We start from the raw sequence: 15820 nt of genomic DNA, 5'->3' as shown, positions 1-15820 counted from the left end.
CTCTGGAGGAGTCCACGCATGTGCGGAATCGTGGCCTACATCGGCCCCAAGGACGCGACCCCCTTCCTGCTGGAGGGACTCGCCCGGCTGGAGTACCGCGGCTACGACTCGGCCGGCGTCGCCGTCGCCGGACGCACCGGCGGGCTCAAGCTCCGCAAGGTCAAGGGCCGGGTCGCCGACCTCGCGGCGGCCGTACCGGCCCGCTTCAAGGGCGGCACCGGCATCGGCCACACCCGCTGGGCCACCCACGGCGTGCCCAGTGACGCCAACGCCCACCCGCACCTGGACAACGCCGAGCGCATCGCCGTCGTCCACAACGGCATCATCGAGAACGCCGACGAGCTGCGCGCCAAGCTGACCGCCGACGGCGCGGTGTTCCGCTCCGAGACCGACACCGAGGTGCTCTCCCACCTGATCGCCGCCCACGCCGCCGAGGGCGTCGAGCTGGAGGACGCCGTCCGCGCCGCGCTCGGCCGGGTCGTCGGCACCTACGGCATCGCCGTGCTGGACTCCGAGCAGCCCGACCGCATCGTGGTCGCCCGCAACGGCAGCCCGATCGTGCTCGGCATCGGCGAGAAGGAGATGTTCGCCGCCTCCGACGTCTCCGCCCTCGTCCGCTACACCCGCCAGGTGGTGCACCTGGAGGACGGCGAACTCGCCACCGTCCGGGCCGACGGCTTCCGCACCTTCACCGCGGACGCCCGCACCACCCACCGCCAGCCGTCCACCGTCGACTGGGAGATCGACTCCTTCGACACCGGCGGCTACGAGCACTACCTGCTCAAGGAGATCCACGAGCAGCCCGGCTCCGTCGAGCGCACCCTCAGCGGCCGGCTCGACGAGCGCTTCAGCACCGCCCACCTGGGCGGCCTCAACCTGGACGCCCGGGAACTGCGCGAGATCCGCCGGGTCAAGATCCTCGGCTGCGGATCCGCCTACTACGCGGGCGAGATGGGCGCGCAGCTGATCGAGGAACTCGCCCGGATCCCCGCCCACAGCGAGCCCGCCTCCGAGTTCCGCTACCGCAACCCGGTGATCGAGGCCGACACCCTGTACGTCGCGGTCAGCCAGTCCGGCGAGACCTACGACACCCTCGCCGCCGTTCAGGAGATCAAGCGCAAGGGCGGTCGCGTCCTCGGCGTCGTCAACACCGTGGGCAGCGCCATCGCCCGCGAGTGCGACGGCGGCATCTACCTCCACGCCGGGCCCGAGGTCTCCGTCGCCTCCACCAAGGCGTTCACCTCCACCGTGGTCGCGTTCGCCCTGCTCGCCCTGCACTTCGGCCGCATCCACGACCTCTCGCCCGCCGACGGCCGCCGGATCGTCTCCGCCCTCCAGGCCCTGCCCGACCAGATCCGCGAGGTGCTGGAGCAGAGCGAGTCCATCGCGAAGCTGGCGGCCGAGTACGCCGACTCGACCGGCATGATGTTCATCGGCCGGGTCCGGGGCTACCCCGTCGCCCGGGAGGGCGCGCAGAAGCTCAAGGAGATCTCCTACGTCCACGCCGAGGCCTACCCGGCGAGCGAGCTCAAGCACGGCCCGCTGGCCCTGATCAGTCCCGAGCTGCCCACCGTCGCCCTCGTCCCGGACGACGAGCTGCTCGACAAGAACCTCACCACCCTCGGCGAGATCAAGGCCCGCTCCGGCCGTGTCATCGCCGTCGCCCACCGCCGGCCCGAGGACAAGCTCGTCGACCACTGCATCCTGGTCCCGAAGAGCGAGCCCGAGCTGGACCCGCTGCTCCTCAACATCCCGCTCCAGCTGCTCGCCTACCACGCGGCGGTCGCCCTCGGCCGGGACGTGGACAAGCCGCGCAACCTGGCGAAGAGCGTCACGGTGGAGTAGGACCGACCGGCGAACGGTGAGCGGGCCCGGTCGCGGTGTGGGCGCCGCGGCCGGGCCCGGCCGTCGTTCGCCGTTCGCCGTTCGCCGTTGGTCGTTCGTCGTCAGAACACCGAGCAGCCCGAGAGGGTGGTGAGGGTGTCCAGGGCGGTGACGGCGGCGACGGAGTTGCCGGCCTGGTCGAGGCGGGGGCCCCAGGCGCAGACGGCGGCGCGGCCGGGGAGTATCGCGAGGATGCCGCCGCCGACCCCGCTCTTGCCGGGCAGCCCGACGCGGAACGCGAACTCGCCGGCGGCGTCGTAGGTGCCGCAGGTGAGCAGCACGGCGTTGATGCGCTTGGCCTCGCTGCGGGTCATCAGCCGGGTGCCGTCGGTGCGCACGCCGTAGCGGGCGAGGAAGGCACCGGCCAGCACGAGGTCGCGGCAGCTGGCGGCGATGGCGCAGTGGGCGTAGTAGTGCTCCAGCACGGTGTCGACCGGGTTCTGCAGGTTTCCGTGGCTGGCGATGAAGTGGGCGAGGGCGGCGTTGCGGTGGCCGTGCTCGGCCTCGGAGGCGGCGACCACCGGGTCGGTGTCGAGCAGCGGGTTGCCGGACTCGCGGCGCAGGAACTGCCGTACGGCGCCGGAGGCGTCGCCGGTCAGGGACTGCAGGCGGTCGGTGACCACCAGGGCGCCCGCGTTGATGAACGGGTTGCGCGGGATGCCGTGCTCGGTCTCCAGCTGCACCAGCGAGTTGAACGGGTTGCCGGAGGGCTCCCGGCCCACGCCCCGCCAGAGGTCCTCGCCGCCGTCACTGCTGTAGGCGAGGGCGAGGGCGAGCGAGAACAGCTTGGAGACGCTCTGGATGGAGAACGGCCGCTCCCAGTCCCCGACGCCGTGCAGTTCGCCGTCGACGGTGGCCACGGCCATCCCGAAGGCCTCCGGGTCGGCCTCGGCGAGGGCCGGGATGTAGTCGGCGACATGGCCCCGGCCCGTGGTCGCCCGGGCGGCCGCCTCGGCGGCCTCCAGCAGGGCCGGGAAGTCGAGGTTCTCCACATCGAACAAGGTTCTTCACTCCAGGCACGGACGGTAGGACACGATCCGGACCGGGGGGCCGTGCGGCGGCACCCGGTCCGACCAGTGATTATCCGTGCTCGGGGGAGTGGTGCGGTGGTCAGGGCCGTCTGGGCCGTCAGGGCGCGTTGCTCGGGGCCTGGACCGGCGGGCCGGTCAGCAGGGTGCCGGTCTCGGAGTACGGCCAGCCGTTGGGGACGCAGCCGTGCAGGCCCTTGATCTGCTGCATCATCACCGGCGCCGGCGCCCCGGGGCCGGGGCAGTCCACGTGGCCGTTGCCGAGGATGTGGCCGACCTCGTGGTTGATCGCGAGCGCGTGGTACAGCTCCGGCTGCCCCTGGTAGAACTCGGACAGCTCGGTCCAGCGCTTCAGGTTGATCACCACCTGGTGCTGGACGCCGCAGTTCACCCAGCTGCCGGTGTCCAGCCCGTACTGGCCGCAGATCCGGTCGGTGGACTTCGGGGTCGCCAGGTAGATCGTGAAGTCCACCGGGTCGGCGGGCATCCGCTGGAACGACGCGGTGTCCCCGGCCGCCCAGCCGCGCCGGGTGTCGCCGAGGACCGCGTCCACCTCGGCGGCGAACTGCGCCGGGCTCTCCGCGATCCCGTCCTCCACCCGCACCTTGTAGCGGTACAGGTGCTCCCCGCTGCCGAACCGGGCGGAGCCGCCCGGCGCGGTGGTGAAGGCCAGCGGCGCGGGCTCGCGGTGCCAGGGCTGCCACCACAGCAGGCCGGCGGTCACCGCCGCGACCAGGGCCAGGGCGAGCGCGGCGTTCCGTATTCGACGGGATGGGGTGGCGGGACCGACGGCCATGGTGGTGGGACAACTCCTGGGCAGGGCCGAATGGGCGTACAACGGGAGGAACGGGGACGTCAGTGATGACGGTTCAGGGGGCTCCGTCGGTTGCGGAGGGCGCCCGGTTCCCGGAACCACTCGATGGTGCCACCCGTGCGGCGTGTCCCTGGGGTTCGCGGCCGGATTCGGCTGTCGTAGTGCGGGTCGATCAGCTGTGCTCCGCTGACAGCCCCCTGATCGGTCACCCGACGGGTACGTCACCCGACCGATCCGTCACCCCGTTGGTCCCTCATCCCGTTGAGGTTGATCCCTCACCCGACCCGCCTGGAGGCGCCGTCATGTCCATCACCACCGTCCTCACCGTCGACGGCATGAGCTGCGGCCACTGCGAGAAGACCGTCAGCGCGGGCCTCGCCGCGATCCCCGGGGTCACCGAGGTCGTCGCGCACGCGCCGAGTGGCCGGGTCACCGTGGCCTCCGCCCAGCCGCTGGAGACGGCGGCGGTCCGCAGCGCGGTGGACGGGGCCGGCTTCACCCTCGTCGACGAGATCTGAGCCCGGACCGGTCGCGGCCCGCCGCCGAGGTGCGGCGGGCCGGCCCATGCTCTTCTCAGCCCATGCTCTTCGCGCCGTCCAGGGACTCGCGGATGATGTCGGCGTGGCCCGCGTGCTGGGCGGTCTCGGCCACGATGTGCAGCAGCACCCGGCGGGCCGACCACTCGGTGTCCGCCTCGAACCAGGGCGCCTTCGGCAGCGGCTGGGTCGCGTCCAGGTCCGCCAGGGTGGTCACCAACTCGTCGGTGCGGCGGGCGGCTTCGGCGTACGCGGCGAGCACCCCGGCCAGCGTCTCGCCCGGCAGCAGGCGGAACTCGTCGGCCCGGCGGGCCAGGTCCTCCTCCGTCCAGGCGGTGAAGTCCGGCATCGCGGACGGGCCCTCCACGATGAAGTTCGCCCACATCCGCTCCATCGAGGTCACGTGCTTGACCAGGCCGCCCAGGCACAGCTCGCTCGCGCAGGTCCGCAGGCCGGCCTGCTCGTCGGTGAGGTCACGGGTGGTGAAGCGCAGGAAGTGCCGCTGCTTCTCCAGTGCGACCAGGAGGTCGGCGCGCTCGCCGGTGACGGGGGTGGTGGTGGACGTGGCGGTGGTCGTGGTCATGGTGCCGGCCTTCCGTTCGGTTCCTGCTCCTTCGGACAACCACCACGCTACGGACCATTGCGGCCACTTCCTGTCCTGAATCCGGCCACAATCGGGGCATGGCGAACACCAGCACCCGGACCCTGCGACTGCTCTCGCTCCTCCAGACCCACCGCTACTGGCCCGGCGAGGAACTCGCCGACCGGCTCGACGTCTCCGTCCGCACCCTGCGCCGCGACATCGACCGGCTGCGTGAACTCGGCTACCCCGTCGAAGCCCAGCGCGGCGTCGACGGGGGCTACCAACTGGCCGCCGGCGCGGCCCTGCCCCCGCTGGTCATCGACGACGAGGAGGCGGTCGCCCTCGCCGTCGGGCTCCAGGCCGCCGCCGACAGCCCGGTCGAGGGCGTCGCCGAGGCCTCCGTACGGGTCCTGGCCAAGGTCGTCCAGGTGATGCCCGCCCGGCTGCGCCGCCGGGTCGAGGCGCTGCGCGCCGTCACCGTCCCCGTCGACTGGGGCACCACCGGCGGCACCGGCGTCGACCCCGACGCCCTCACGGCCGCCGCCCTCGCCTGCCGCGACGGCGAACGGCTGCGCTTCTCGTACACCGCCGCCTCCGCGCAACGCACCGAACGGCACGTCGAACCGCACCGGCTGGTCTGCCTCGACCGGCGCTGGTACCTCGTCGCCTACGACCTCGACCGCGGCGACTGGCGGACCTTCCGCCTCGACCGCCTCACCGCCGCCCAGGCCACCGGCGCCCACTTCGCCCCGCGCACCCTCCCGGCCACCGACGCCGCCGAGTTCGTCCGCGCGGGCCTCAGCGGCATGCCCCGGCCCAACCGCGTCGAGGCCGTCGTCGAGGCCCCCGCCGGCCGCGTCCGCGCCCACGTCGGCCGCTGGGGCGACGTCGAGGCGGTGGACGACGCCCGCTGCCGGCTGCGGATGACCGCCGACTCCCTGGACTGGCCCGCGATGGCCCTGGGCTCCCTGGGAGCGGAGTTCCACGTCGTCCACCCGCCGGAGCTGCGGGAGCTGATCGCGGAGTGGTCGGCCCGCTTCGGGCGGGCGGCGGACGCGGGGGTGGGGGCAGCGGGGGTGGGGGTGGAGAGGGTGGGGATGGAGTAGGAAGTCGGCCGGGCCGACGTCCGGTGCGGGCGGCGCCGCGGTGGCTCGTGCCCGCGGGCCTGACCGAGGACGACTTCCGGCAGCTCATCGACGAGTGCCGCCCAGTCGGGCGCGCTGACCGCACCCGGGCGCGCTGACCGGCGGCCGATATCCGGTTGGCCCGGGCGGCGGGCGGGGCGATCATGGCAGGATGTCGGATCTGCTTGAGCGGGTAGCCGCCTTCCACGTCGCCTTCGCCCGCCGCCAGGCGGCCGAGGTCATCGAACTGCCGGAGTTCCCCGGGGTCTTCGCCGTGCGGGACCCGGAGTTCGTGCTCTCCCACGAGCACAACCAGCTGGTCGTCACCGGTCCGGGCACCGACCCGGCAGCCCTGCCGGGGCTGGCGGCGCGCTGGCTCGGGCCGCGCCGGCAGTACGTGATCAGCGTGCTGGACGAGGCGTGGGGCGAGCGGGCCGCGCCGGTGCTGGCCGAGGCCGGTTACGAGCGCAGCGCCGTCGTGGTCCTGGCCAGGGGCACGGCGGGCTGCACGCTGCCCGAACCGGCTGCCCTGCCGACGGAGTTCTCCGAACTGCGGGAGGCCGTCCGGCGCCAGCAGAGGGAGTGGTACGAGGACGAGGAGCTGCGCCGACAGCTCACCGACCGTCGGCCGGCCAGGCTGCGCGGCGCCGAGCAGGTGCACTTCCTGGCCGCCCGGGCGGCGGACGGCGAGATCGCCGCCTGGGTCGACCTCTACCTCGAACCGGCCGCGGGACTGGCCCAGTTGGAGGATCTGGTCACCGCGACACCGCACCGTGGGGCCGGCCACGGCGACACCCTGCTCGCCAGCGGCCTGGCCCTGGCGGCGGCGGCCGGGATCCCGCGGCTGTTCCTGCTGGCGGACGCGGCCGACTGGCCGCGCGAGTGGTACGCGCGCCGGGGCTTCGTCGAGATCGGCCGCAGCCTGTCCTTCCAGACGCACTGACGGCCGGGACGTGCCGGGACGTGCCCGGACGTGCCCGGACACGCGCGGACGCGCCCGGACGCGCCCGGACGTGCGAGGTCGTGCGAGAACGTGCGGATGAGCCAGGATGTGGGCATGGACGCGGAGCGGGCGCTGCCCGGTGACCTGATGGCCGTCGACACCCCGGCGCTGCTGCGGCTGGCGGAGCGGGCCGCCGACTTCGGTCTCTCCCAGCGCCCGGACCCGGCCTGGCTGAGGACGCACGCGGCACCCGACGGGCGGCACTACCTGCGGGCGGCACGGTGGCACGCCCTGGCCCACCGCCCGGAACTGCCAAGCCGGTTGCGTTGCGACCTGGTCCTGGAGCTGCGGACCGGCGAGCAGCTGCTGAGCCTGCTGGACGTGCTGCCCGAGGACTTCGCGCGGCTGTCGGCCGTGACGTCCCGGGACGAGGGCCTGCCGGTGGCCCGGCTGCTGGGCGGTGGCGGGCTGCGGTCGGTCAGGGAATTCGAGGAGGGGCTCCAGGGTTGACCGGCGGCGGGGCCGGGCGCCCCCAGTGGCTGGCGACGGTCTCCGCGAAGGCGCGGGCCAGCGGCCCCAGGGTGTCCCAGTCCCGGGCGGCCCAGCCGACGGTGAGGCCCGGCAGGTCGGGCAGCGGGACCAGCCGCAGGCCGGGGTGGCCGGGGCCCTGCCACTCGGGTAGCGCGGGCACCACGGCGTGGCCGAGGCCGAGTTCGGCCAGCAGGATCGCGGTGTCCCAATCGGTGACGCTGGTGTCGAAGACCGGCCGGATCCCCGACTTGCCGAGCCAGTCGTCGAGTTGGGAGCGGGACACCGAGTTCTGCGGCAGTCCGATGAGCCGGGCGTCCTGCAGGTCGGCGGGTTCGATGCGCTCCCGGGCGGCGAGCGGGTCGGCGGCCGCCACGGCCAGCACCCAGGGAAGGTCGGCGACGGGCCGCTGCTCGACGCCGCGGACCGGGGTACCGAGGGTGATCCAGGCCAGGTCGACGTGCCCGGCGGTGAGCGCCTCCAGGCAGTTGCGGCTGGAGATGCCGGTCTGGAACTCCAGGCTGACCTGCGGGAACCGCTCGCGGAAGGCCACCACGGCCGCGGACATGAAGTGCCGGATGCTGGTGGCTCCGGTGGTGATCCGCACCGATCCGCCCTCGCCGCGCGCGAGTTCGGCGATGGTCCGCAGCGCGTGGTCGATGCCGCCCAGGCCGGTGGCGACGGCGGTCTGCAGATGGCGTCCCGCCTGGGTGGGCACCACGCCACGCGGATGCCGCTCGATCAGGGTCAGGCCCAGCTCACGCTCCAGCCGCTTGACGTGCTGGCTGACGGCGGACTGGCTGCACGCCAGCTCGCGGGCGACGGCGCTGAGCGAGCCGGCCCGGCAGACGGCGGCGAAAACGCGGAGGTCGTCGAGGGTCACGAGCGCCCAGGGTACTGCCGGGTCGAGCCGGTGGCCGCGGGTCCGCCCACCCAAGCGGCAGCTTGGGGGTTTCCCAGGAAATCCACGGATTGACTTGGGGGTTCGCCAGGATCGACCATCGTTGCCAGGGCCCGCGAGAGGGCGGCAACCCGCCCGCTGCCTTCGCGGCGTTCCGGACGCGTAGAGGCGGGGGCACGGCGGGTGTCGACCCATGAGGTCGCTGGTCGAGTGTCGAGACGGTCAGGCAGTCGAGGGGGAGCGGAATGCGGTACGCGGATGGTCCGGGCACCCAGTGCGAGGTGTTCGTCCGGGCCGGCCTGGAACGGGTCTGGGCGCTGGTCACGGACATCGGACTGTCCGCCCGGTTCAGCCCGGAGCTGCAGCGGGCCCAGTGGCTGGACGGCGCGGACGGCCCCGCCCCGGGCGCACGCTTCGAGGGGTACAACAGCCGGGCGGGCATGCCGGACTGGCGGACGGTCTCCGAGGTGCTGGAGCTGGCCGAGCACCGCGCCTTCGCCTGGGCCGTCATGGACGCGGACGGCCGGTACGGCGACCCGGTGGCGGAGCCGGCCGGCGCGCTGGCCCGCTGGCGCTTCGACCTGGCCGCCGAGGACGGCGGCACGCGGGTGCGCCACTCGGTGGTGATCGGCCCGGGCCGCAGCGGTGTCACCCGGGCGATCGACGCCCGGCCGGAGGCTGAGGAGAAGATCGTCGCCTTCCGGCTGGGCGAGCTGCGGACCGGGATCACGGCGACCCTGGAGGGCGTCAAGGCCCTTGCCGAGGCCGGAAGTCAGCGTGATTGAGGCCGATCGGCAGCCGGACTTCGACGGGTTGTACGGGGCCGTCCGGGCCTCGGCGGAACGCCTCCGCACGAGCCTGGAGCAGCTCACCGACCGCCAGGCCCGGGAGCCCTCGCTGCTGCCCGGTTGGAGCCGGGGCCATGTGCTGACCCACCTCGCCCGCAGCGCCGACGCCTACCGGTGGACGTTCGCCCTGGCCCGTACCGGCACCGCGCCCGGGCCGCGGGCCGACGCCGCCGAGCTGGCACGGCAGTTGGGCGAGGGCGCGGGGCGCGGCGCCGAGGCGCTGGTGGCCGACCTGCGGGCCGCCCTGGACGGGCTACTGCGGGACGCCGCCGAACTGCCCGCCGCCCGCCGGGCGGTGCTGGTCCCGGCGCTGGCGGGCTGGCGGCACCCGGCCTGGTACCTGCTGTGGCGGGCCTGGCGGGAGCTGGAGGTGCACGGGGTGGACCTGAACCACGGCCTTACGCCGTCCGGTTGGCCGGACGGGTTCGTCCGGCGGGCGCTGGCCGAGACGGCGGCGACGCTGGGCGCCCGGGGGATTCCGCTGGCCCGGGTCGAGGCCGAGGATCTCGGCTCGGGGTGGACGGTCAGCGGCTCGGGACCGGTGGTGCGCGGCCCCGGGCGGGTGCTGCTCACCTGGCTGGCCGGGCGCGGCTCGGCGGCCGACCTACGGGTGGACGGGGTGGCGGTGCCGGGGCTGCGGGTGGATGGGGCGGTGTCGGGGCTCGACGCACTGCCTGCCCTGCCCACCTGGCCGTTGCCGCCGGTGCCGGGCTGGGGCTGAGGGGGGCTCGGGCTCGGGAAGCCGGCGTCCGCTGGACCTCCACCGGCGGCACCGCGCCCCGCTCGCCGAACGGGCCCACCGGCTGCTGGCCCCCGCGGGTGACCCGGGGCACCCGCGCGGGCCGGCCCACGTGGACGTAGCCCCCGCCTTCGGACCGGCCGGGGGCACCGGGCTCGCCGAGGCCCGGGAACGGCCGGCCGGCGCGCTGGACGTCCAGCTGGTCGCCTTCCCCCAGCACGGGGTGCGGCGCACGCCCGGCGTGGGCGAGTTGCTCGCGGAGGCGGCGGCGAGCGGGCTGGTCGACGCGGTCCGCGGGATCGACCCGGCCGGATTCGACGGCGGCCCGGACGGCGGGGGTCCCGCCCGGCTGGAGCTGCTGTTCGGGCTCGCCGCCGAGCACGGCCTCCAGCTCGACGTCCACCCGCACGACCGGGGGAGTGCGGCCTCGGACGGCTGCGCGAGATCGCCCCGAGGACGGCGGCGGCCGGGCTACTCGGCCTTGAGGTGCGCCAGCGCGGTGATCAGCCGCTCGGCGATGTCCGGCGGCCACGGAAAGGCGACCGTCACCGCCCGCTGGTGCGCCAGCCCGTGCAGCCCCAGCCACAGCGCGACGGTGTCCGCGGAGGGATCGTCGCTGGTGGCCAGGCCGGCGGCGACGCACCCGGCCAGGGCCTCGGTGAGCAGTTGCAGGGACTCCTGGCCGAGGGTGCGCATCTCGTCCGCCGTCACGGCGGTGTCCTGGAGGGCGGGCACCCAGACGCCGCCGAACATGGTGCGGTAGCGCTCCGGGTGGTCCTCGGAGAACCGCAGGTAGGCGTGGCAGAGGGCGAGCAGCCGCTGCCGGGGGTCCTCGCCGGCCGCGTCCCGGGCGGTGCGCAGCTGCGCCTCCAGCTGGTCGAAGGCCTGCCGCACCACGGCCAGCATGATGGTCGGCTGGTCGGGGAAGTGCCGGTAGATCGAGGGTGCGGCGATCCCGACCCGGCGGGCGACCGACCGCAGGGTGACGGCGGTCTCGGTGCCGGCCTCGTCGAGCAGTTCGACCGCGGCGGCCACGATGTCGTCCCGCAGGCGGGCACCCTCCCCACGGCGGTTGCGCGGGCGGCTGGGGGGTGCGCTCGGTTCGTTGTCCATGGCGTGAGCTTACAGGTGAGAACTTACGGCCGACAGCTCTTGTATGCCCTGAGATTACAGGTGTAACTTTACGCCTGTAGTCACACATCGGCCGATACGGAGCGACGCCATGAACGACACCCTCTCCACCCGTGCCACCGAGGTCGTCCTGCCGGGCACCGTCGACCCGGACGGCCTCCAGGTGCGCAGCCGTGACCTCCCGCTGCCCACCGCGGGCCGGGTCCTGCTGCGGATGGACGCGACCGGCGTCTCCTTCGCCGAGCAGCAGATGCGCCGCGGCAAGTACTACGACCAGCCGCCCTTCCCCTTCGTGCCCGGCTACGACGTGGTCGGCACGGTCGTCGCGACCGGCCCGGAGGTCGACCCCGCGCTGGTCGGGCGGCGGTTCGCCGCCGTCACCAAGACCGGCGCCTGGGCCAGCCTCCAACTGCTCGACGCCGCCGACCTGGTGGCGGTGCCGGACGGTGTCACGGCCGCCGACGCGGAGACCGTCGTGGTCAACGGGGTGACGGCCTGGCAGATGCTGCACCGCACCGCGAAGGTGTCGTCGGGCGCCACGATCGTGGTGCTCGGCGCCAACGGCGGCGTCGGGTCGACGCTGGTGCAACTGGCCCGGCACGCCGGGATCACGGTGATCGGCACGGCGTCCGCCCGGCATCACGACACCGTCCGCCGGCTGGGCGCGACCCCGGTCGACTACCGCGACCCGGACGCCTACCGGCGCATCCGGGAGCTCGCACCGGACGGCGTCGACGCGGTGTTCGACCACGTCGGCGGCGCCGGACTGGAGGAATCGTGGCGGCTGCTGCGCCGCGGCGGCGTCCTGGTGTCCTACGGCACCGCCGCCACCAAGGACGAGGAGGGCGACTCGCGGCTCCCGGTGCTGAAGCTGTTCGCCCGGCTGGCGCTCTGGAACCACCTCCCCAACGGCCGGTCCGCGCACTTCTACAACTTCTGGGCGGGCAGCCGCCGCCCGGCCGCCTTCCGCGCCCGGCTGCGCGAGGACCTCACCCGGGTGCTGGCCCTGCTGGCCGACGGCACGCTCACCGCCCAGATCGCCGCGGAGTTCCCGTTGGACGAGGCCGCAGCCGCGCTCGCCATGGCCGAGTCGCGCACCGTCGCGGGCAAGGTCGTCATCGTCGGCCAGCGACGGTCTTCGAACTCCTCCCGAAACTCATGAAGTCCTGAACTATCCACTCCCGCAACAGGATTGGAGCTCCCCGGTCAGGCCGCGCCGGCGGAGGCCTCCGCGATGCGGGCCTCGATGTCCTGGAGGATCGGCCGGTAGGTCTCCTCGTACGGGCGCATCCTGGTCAGGCACTCGGCGAACAGCCGCCGGGAGCGGGCCTTGCGGTGGGGCATCAGGTCGTAGCGGCGCAGCCGCACCGAGCGCATGTCGACCATGAAACCGGGCCGGCAGCGCACCCCGTGGGCGTGGCGCACCTCCTCCTCGGCCTCCCGCAGCAGGCTCAGGTAGGCGTCGTGGCCGGTCTTCCAGCGGGCGGCCTCCGCCGGGGTCCCGGGCACCGCGACGCCGCGCAGGGGTGGTGCGGTCGGGTCGACGACGTCGTAGAGGGTGAACTCCAGCCCCTCGGGCACCTGGGCCCAGGGCATGACGCGCCACGGCCACGGGATCAAGGTGAAGGTGTGCTGCTGTACGCGGATCACGCGGTCCCCCCGGTGGCTGTACGCGTCGGCCGGCGCCCGGCGTCCGGGTGCCTCGCCCCCAGGGTAGGGGAGCCGGCGCGGCCGCGGTCGGCACTGTTCGCACGGTGCCGGACGGGGTCTTCACTTCGTTTCAGGGCCCGTCCGGCAGGGTCTGCCCGCTCTCGTCCTTCCCGGGCGGCCGGGGGTTCAGCCGGTGGGGGTGCCGACCTGGTCGCGTTCGAGCGTGGAGCGCAGGGCGGCCAGGGTCCGTGCGGTCGCCGACAGGGTGGGGGCGTCGAGGGCGCCCGCGAGCAGCTCGGCCAGGCCCTCCCTGAAGGTCCGCTCCGCCGCCTCGACGAGCCGCGCCCCGTCGTCGGTCAGGACCAGCAGCGAGGACCGGCGGTCCGCGGGGTTCGGCCGGCGGGCGGCCCAGCCCTGCTTCTCCAGGCGGTCGACGCCCTTGCTGGTCGCTCCGACACCGATGGCGAACACGGCGGCGACGTCGGCCACCCGGCAGCCGGGGTGTCGGCGCAGGTGGTCCAGGAACTCGTACTGCGAGGTGACGATCCCGTGCCGCTCGCGGAGCCGGTCGTTGAGGGCGTTGTACAGGCGCGTCTCGCACCGGACCAGGTCGGCGAAGAACTCCGGGAGGTCGGCTGCGGAGACGGCTCCGTGCAATGTATCTTCCATGGCATATAGTGTACGGGAAGCTACTTGAGGCAGGAGTGTGCCCATGAGCAGGGAGCAGCGCAGCCGGATCGATGCGATGCTGCGGCAGCCGAGGGCGGCCGGGCAGTCGGGGCCTGAGGGGCAGTCGGGGGCTGAGGCGAAGTCGGGGGCAGCGGGGCCGCCGTCGGTGGAGGAGATTCGGGCCGGGTTCCGGCAGCTGATGGCCGGGATGATCGTGCCCCACGACTCCATCCGCACCGCGCCGACCGTCCTCGGTGACCGGCCCGCGCTGCGCGTCGAGCCGAGGGGCGGGGCGGATAACGTGGCGGAGCGCGGTTCGGACGGGGGTCCGGGGGCGGGGACGATCCTCTACTTCCACGGCGGCGGCTGGGTCTTCGGCTCGCCGGAGACCGCCCTCTCGCTGACCGGCAACCTGGTGGCCAGGACCGGTCTCGGGGCGTACTCGCTGGACTACCGGCTCGCCCCCGAACACCCCTTCCCGGCCGCGATCGAGGACTGCCTGAGCGCCTACCGCGCCCTCCTCGACCAGGGCGAGGATCCCTCGGAAATCGTCTTCGCCGGGGACTCGGCCGGCGGCGGACTCGCCGTCACCACCTGCCTCGCCGCCCGGGACGCGGGCCTGCCGCAGCCCGCCGCCGTACTCGCCTTCTCCCCGGGCCTCGACGCCACCCGGAGCGGCGCGAGCATGCGGACCAAGGAGGGCATCGACCCGATCTTCACCCGGGCCGCCCTGGACCACACCGGGGCGATGTACCTCGGCGGAGCCGATCCTCGGCAGCCGCTGCTCAGCCCGGCCGTGCACGCCGACCTCACCGGCCTGCCCCCGATGCTGATCCAGGTCGGCACCAACGAACTGCTGCTGGACGACTCCACCCGGCTGGCCGCGCGGGCGAGCGCGGCGGGCGTGGACGTCGTCCTGGACATCACCGCCGATGCGCCGCACGTGTTCCAGTGCTTCACCGGCGTCCTGGACGAGGCGGACGAGGCGCTCGACCGCGCCGCCCTCTTCCTGCGCCAGCGGATCCGCGCCGGGCGGACACCGACCGCGTAGCCGCGCACCGGACGGACGGCTGTGCACCGGTCGGGTGGCCATCCACCGGTCGCCTAGCCATCCACTGGTCGGGTGGCCGTGCACCGGTCGGCCCTGAGGGGTCGGCCCGTGATCAGGCCCCGGCGCCCGCCTGGCGGAGCAGGTAGGCGCCGGAGGCGGCGGCCAGCAGGGCCATGCAGGCGGCGAACACCAGACCCGCGTTGGCCAGGCCGATCGGCCCGGTGAGCAGGCCGACGCCGATCACCGGGATCGAGATGCCGAAGTAGGCGACCACGAACAGCGCCGACAGGGCGCCGCCGCGGTGCTCCGCCGGGCTCGCGGCGGCGACCTCGCCCACCGCGCCGCGCAGGCCCATGCCCTGCCCCGTGCCGCCCACCAGCGCGGCGAGCACCAGGAAGGCCAGGACGGCCCAGGCCAGCGAGCCGGCCAGCAGGGCCAGTCCGGCGATCAGCACCAGGCAACCCAGCGGAATGGCCCGCGCGGTGCCCAGCCGGGGGACCAGGAGCTGGCCCAGGGTGGAGGCCAGGAAGGCCGAGGAGACGACCAGGCCGACCAGCGCCCGGTTGTGCACGCCCAGGCCCTCGGCGAGGAAGGCCGGGCTGACCGAGGTGAACAGGCCCAGCAGCGAGAACCCGGCGAAGGCCGCGAGCGCGGCCGGCACGAACACCCGCCGGACCTCCGGCGGCAGACCGGGCCGGACCGGCCGGGCGGTGCGCAGTGGACGGGCACCGGCGACGGTCTCCGGCAGCCACAGAAGGGCACCGGCGGCCGCGGCGACCAGCACCAGGTGCACGACGAACGGCAGCACCAGCGGGTGCGGGGCGTACTGGGAGAGCAGGCCCGCCAGCAGCGGTCCGAAACCCAGGCCGCCCATGTTGGCCGCGGTCGCGACGAAGCCCGCCCGCCCCCGGTGCCGTGGCGGCGCCAGTTCCAGCACGTACGCCGTGGCGGTACCGGTGAACACGCCCGCCGACAGACCGGACAGCAGCCGGCCCAGGAACAGCAGCGGCACGCTGTCCGCCGTCAGGAACACGACCGCGCTGCAGGCCGAGCTGACCAGCCCGCAGAGCAGCACCGGTCGGCGCCCGACCGTGTCGGAGACATTGCCGACCAGCAGCAGCACGCCGATGACCCCGAAGGCGTACACGGCGAACACCACCGTCACCGTCAGCTCGGAGAAGCCGATCCGCTCCTGGTACAGCCCGTACAGCGGAGTGGGCAGGGTGGTCCCGGTCATGCAGACGGCGAAGGCGAAGGCGGCGAGCAGGTAGTCCGTCCGGGCGGCAGGTGGTGGGACGGTCCGATGATCGGTCACCAGCCCACGATAGGCGCGCCCTCCGGCCCGGCCCACGGCTCACCGGCGCGCGCTGGGCCAGTTGGACCTGGGGCCG

General features: G+C 74.2%; 17 protein-coding genes. 9 read left to right on the top strand and 8 right to left on the bottom strand.

Translation table 11 applies throughout. From position 1 onward, the window contains the following. Positions 1–18: 18 nt before the first annotated feature. Positions 19–1845, top strand: a complete 1827-nt coding sequence (gene glmS, locus ACFWIS_RS25225; protein ID WP_380460980.1) for a glutamine--fructose-6-phosphate transaminase (isomerizing) — start codon at positions 19–21, stop codon at positions 1843–1845. Positions 1846–1946: 101 nt separating this feature from the next. On the opposite strand, the gene ACFWIS_RS25220 is transcribed toward glmS, so the two are convergent. Together ACFWIS_RS25220 and ACFWIS_RS25215 are read right to left on the bottom strand one after the other, a co-directional pair. Continuing rightward, on the bottom strand, positions 1947–2876 hold the full coding sequence (locus tag ACFWIS_RS25220; protein ID WP_380460993.1) for a glutaminase: 930 nt from the start codon (positions 2874–2876) through the stop codon (positions 1947–1949). 136 nt (positions 2877–3012) lie between these two features. Beyond that, positions 3013–3708, bottom strand: a complete 696-nt coding sequence (locus tag ACFWIS_RS25215; RefSeq protein WP_380460978.1) for a DUF3152 domain-containing protein — start codon at positions 3706–3708, stop codon at positions 3013–3015. A gap of 320 nt (positions 3709–4028) precedes the next feature. On the opposite strand from ACFWIS_RS25215, the gene ACFWIS_RS25210 reads away from it, so the two are divergent. Then, positions 4029–4244, top strand: a complete 216-nt coding sequence (locus tag ACFWIS_RS25210) for a heavy-metal-associated domain-containing protein (RefSeq protein ID WP_188304488.1) — start codon at positions 4029–4031, stop codon at positions 4242–4244. Positions 4245–4299: 55 nt separating this feature from the next. Here ACFWIS_RS25210 and ACFWIS_RS25205 read toward each other — a convergent pair whose 3' ends face one another. Beyond that, the gene (locus ACFWIS_RS25205) at positions 4300–4845 is read right to left on the bottom strand and encodes a DinB family protein (RefSeq protein WP_380460976.1); all 546 of its coding nucleotides are present in this window, start codon (positions 4843–4845) and stop codon (positions 4300–4302) included. A 98-nt stretch (positions 4846–4943) separates the two neighbouring features. Between ACFWIS_RS25205 and ACFWIS_RS25200 the strand changes: the two genes are divergently transcribed. From ACFWIS_RS25200 to ACFWIS_RS25190, 3 genes are all read left to right on the top strand, one after another. Further along, complete coding sequence (locus ACFWIS_RS25200; protein ID WP_380460974.1) at positions 4944–5951, top strand: helix-turn-helix transcriptional regulator; 1008 nt, start codon at positions 4944–4946, stop codon at positions 5949–5951. A gap of 190 nt (positions 5952–6141) precedes the next feature. After that, a complete protein-coding gene (locus tag ACFWIS_RS25195; protein ID WP_380460972.1) occupies positions 6142–6912 on the top strand; it encodes a GNAT family N-acetyltransferase in 771 nt (256 codons plus the stop codon). 96 nt (positions 6913–7008) lie between these two features. Beyond that, entirely contained in the window at positions 7009–7422 is a 414-nt protein-coding gene (locus ACFWIS_RS25190) for a hypothetical protein (RefSeq protein ID WP_380460970.1), read from the top strand. Here the strand turns inward: ACFWIS_RS25190 and ACFWIS_RS25185 are convergent. Beyond that, entirely contained in the window at positions 7391–8323 is a 933-nt protein-coding gene (locus ACFWIS_RS25185) for a LysR family transcriptional regulator (protein WP_380460968.1), read from the bottom strand. The two genes, ACFWIS_RS25190 and ACFWIS_RS25185, sit on opposite strands and share 32 nt — an antisense overlap. Before the next feature lie 263 nt (positions 8324–8586). On the opposite strand from ACFWIS_RS25185, the gene ACFWIS_RS25180 reads away from it, so the two are divergent. Both ACFWIS_RS25180 and ACFWIS_RS25175 read left to right on the top strand, forming a co-directional pair. Then, positions 8587–9126 carry an SRPBCC family protein gene (locus ACFWIS_RS25180; RefSeq protein WP_380460966.1) on the top strand — a complete coding sequence of 180 codons (540 nt, stop codon included), beginning with the start codon at positions 8587–8589 and terminating at the stop codon, positions 9124–9126. Next, entirely contained in the window at positions 9119–9910 is a 792-nt protein-coding gene (locus ACFWIS_RS25175; protein WP_380460964.1) for a maleylpyruvate isomerase family mycothiol-dependent enzyme, read from the top strand. Before ACFWIS_RS25180 ends, ACFWIS_RS25175 begins: the two co-directional genes overlap by 8 nt. A 489-nt stretch (positions 9911–10399) precedes the next feature. Here the strand turns inward: ACFWIS_RS25175 and ACFWIS_RS25170 are convergent, their stop codons facing one another. Next, the gene (locus ACFWIS_RS25170) at positions 10400–11041 is read right to left on the bottom strand and encodes a TetR/AcrR family transcriptional regulator (protein ID WP_380460962.1); all 642 of its coding nucleotides are present in this window, start codon (positions 11039–11041) and stop codon (positions 10400–10402) included. Positions 11042–11150: 109 nt separating this feature from the next. Here ACFWIS_RS25170 and ACFWIS_RS25165 point away from each other — a divergent pair, with 109 nt between their 5' ends. After that, the gene (locus ACFWIS_RS25165) at positions 11151–12221 is read left to right on the top strand and encodes a medium chain dehydrogenase/reductase family protein (protein WP_380460960.1); all 1071 of its coding nucleotides are present in this window, start codon (positions 11151–11153) and stop codon (positions 12219–12221) included. 44 nt (positions 12222–12265) lie between these two features. Here ACFWIS_RS25165 and ACFWIS_RS25160 read toward each other — a convergent pair whose 3' ends face one another. Together ACFWIS_RS25160 and ACFWIS_RS25155 are read right to left on the bottom strand one after the other, a co-directional pair. After that, positions 12266–12709 carry a hypothetical protein gene (locus tag ACFWIS_RS25160; protein ID WP_380460958.1) on the bottom strand — a complete coding sequence of 148 codons (444 nt, stop codon included), beginning with the start codon at positions 12707–12709 and terminating at the stop codon, positions 12266–12268. Positions 12710–12895: 186 nt separating this feature from the next. Beyond that, positions 12896–13378 (bottom strand): MarR family winged helix-turn-helix transcriptional regulator, encoded by a 483-nt coding sequence (locus ACFWIS_RS25155; protein WP_380460956.1) that lies wholly within the window; start codon positions 13376–13378, stop codon positions 12896–12898. A gap of 43 nt (positions 13379–13421) precedes the next feature. On the opposite strand from ACFWIS_RS25155, the gene ACFWIS_RS25150 reads away from it, so the two are divergent. Then, positions 13422–14429 carry an alpha/beta hydrolase gene (locus ACFWIS_RS25150; protein ID WP_380460954.1) on the top strand — a complete coding sequence of 336 codons (1008 nt, stop codon included), beginning with the start codon at positions 13422–13424 and terminating at the stop codon, positions 14427–14429. A gap of 112 nt (positions 14430–14541) precedes the next feature. On the opposite strand, the gene ACFWIS_RS25145 is transcribed toward ACFWIS_RS25150, so the two are convergent. Then, positions 14542–15744, bottom strand: a complete 1203-nt coding sequence (locus tag ACFWIS_RS25145) for an MFS transporter (RefSeq protein WP_380460953.1) — start codon at positions 15742–15744, stop codon at positions 14542–14544. Positions 15745–15820 lie beyond the last annotated feature (76 nt).

It is taken from the genome of Kitasatospora sp. NPDC127060, assembly GCF_042724935.1.
Classification (GTDB): domain Bacteria; phylum Actinomycetota; class Actinomycetes; order Streptomycetales; family Streptomycetaceae; genus Kitasatospora.
The sequence above is the reverse complement of the archived record's forward strand: the minus strand, read 5'-3'. Positions and strand labels throughout refer to the sequence as shown.

Bases quoted from the DNA above. Each gene is read 5' to 3' on its own strand.
- glmS (WP_380460980.1), top strand. From the start codon at position 19: ATGTGCGGAATCGTGGCCTACATCGGCCCCAAGGACGCGACCCCCTTC.
- ACFWIS_RS25215 (WP_380460978.1), bottom strand. From the start codon at position 3,708: ATGGCCGTCGGTCCCGCCACCCCATCCCGTCGAATACGGAACGCCGCG.
- ACFWIS_RS25210 (WP_188304488.1), top strand. From the start codon at position 4,029: ATGTCCATCACCACCGTCCTCACCGTCGACGGCATGAGCTGCGGCCAC.
- ACFWIS_RS25205 (WP_380460976.1), bottom strand. From the start codon at position 4,845: ATGACCACGACCACCGCCACGTCCACCACCACCCCCGTCACCGGCGAG.
- ACFWIS_RS25200 (WP_380460974.1), top strand. From the start codon at position 4,944: ATGGCGAACACCAGCACCCGGACCCTGCGACTGCTCTCGCTCCTCCAG.
- ACFWIS_RS25195 (WP_380460972.1), top strand. From the start codon at position 6,142: ATGTCGGATCTGCTTGAGCGGGTAGCCGCCTTCCACGTCGCCTTCGCC.
- ACFWIS_RS25190 (WP_380460970.1), top strand. From the start codon at position 7,009: ATGAGCCAGGATGTGGGCATGGACGCGGAGCGGGCGCTGCCCGGTGAC.
- ACFWIS_RS25180 (WP_380460966.1), top strand. From the start codon at position 8,587: ATGCGGTACGCGGATGGTCCGGGCACCCAGTGCGAGGTGTTCGTCCGG.
- ACFWIS_RS25170 (WP_380460962.1), bottom strand. From the start codon at position 11,041: ATGGACAACGAACCGAGCGCACCCCCCAGCCGCCCGCGCAACCGCCGT.
- ACFWIS_RS25165 (WP_380460960.1), top strand. From the start codon at position 11,151: ATGAACGACACCCTCTCCACCCGTGCCACCGAGGTCGTCCTGCCGGGC.
- ACFWIS_RS25155 (WP_380460956.1), bottom strand. From the start codon at position 13,378: ATGGAAGATACATTGCACGGAGCCGTCTCCGCAGCCGACCTCCCGGAG.
- ACFWIS_RS25150 (WP_380460954.1), top strand. From the start codon at position 13,422: ATGAGCAGGGAGCAGCGCAGCCGGATCGATGCGATGCTGCGGCAGCCG.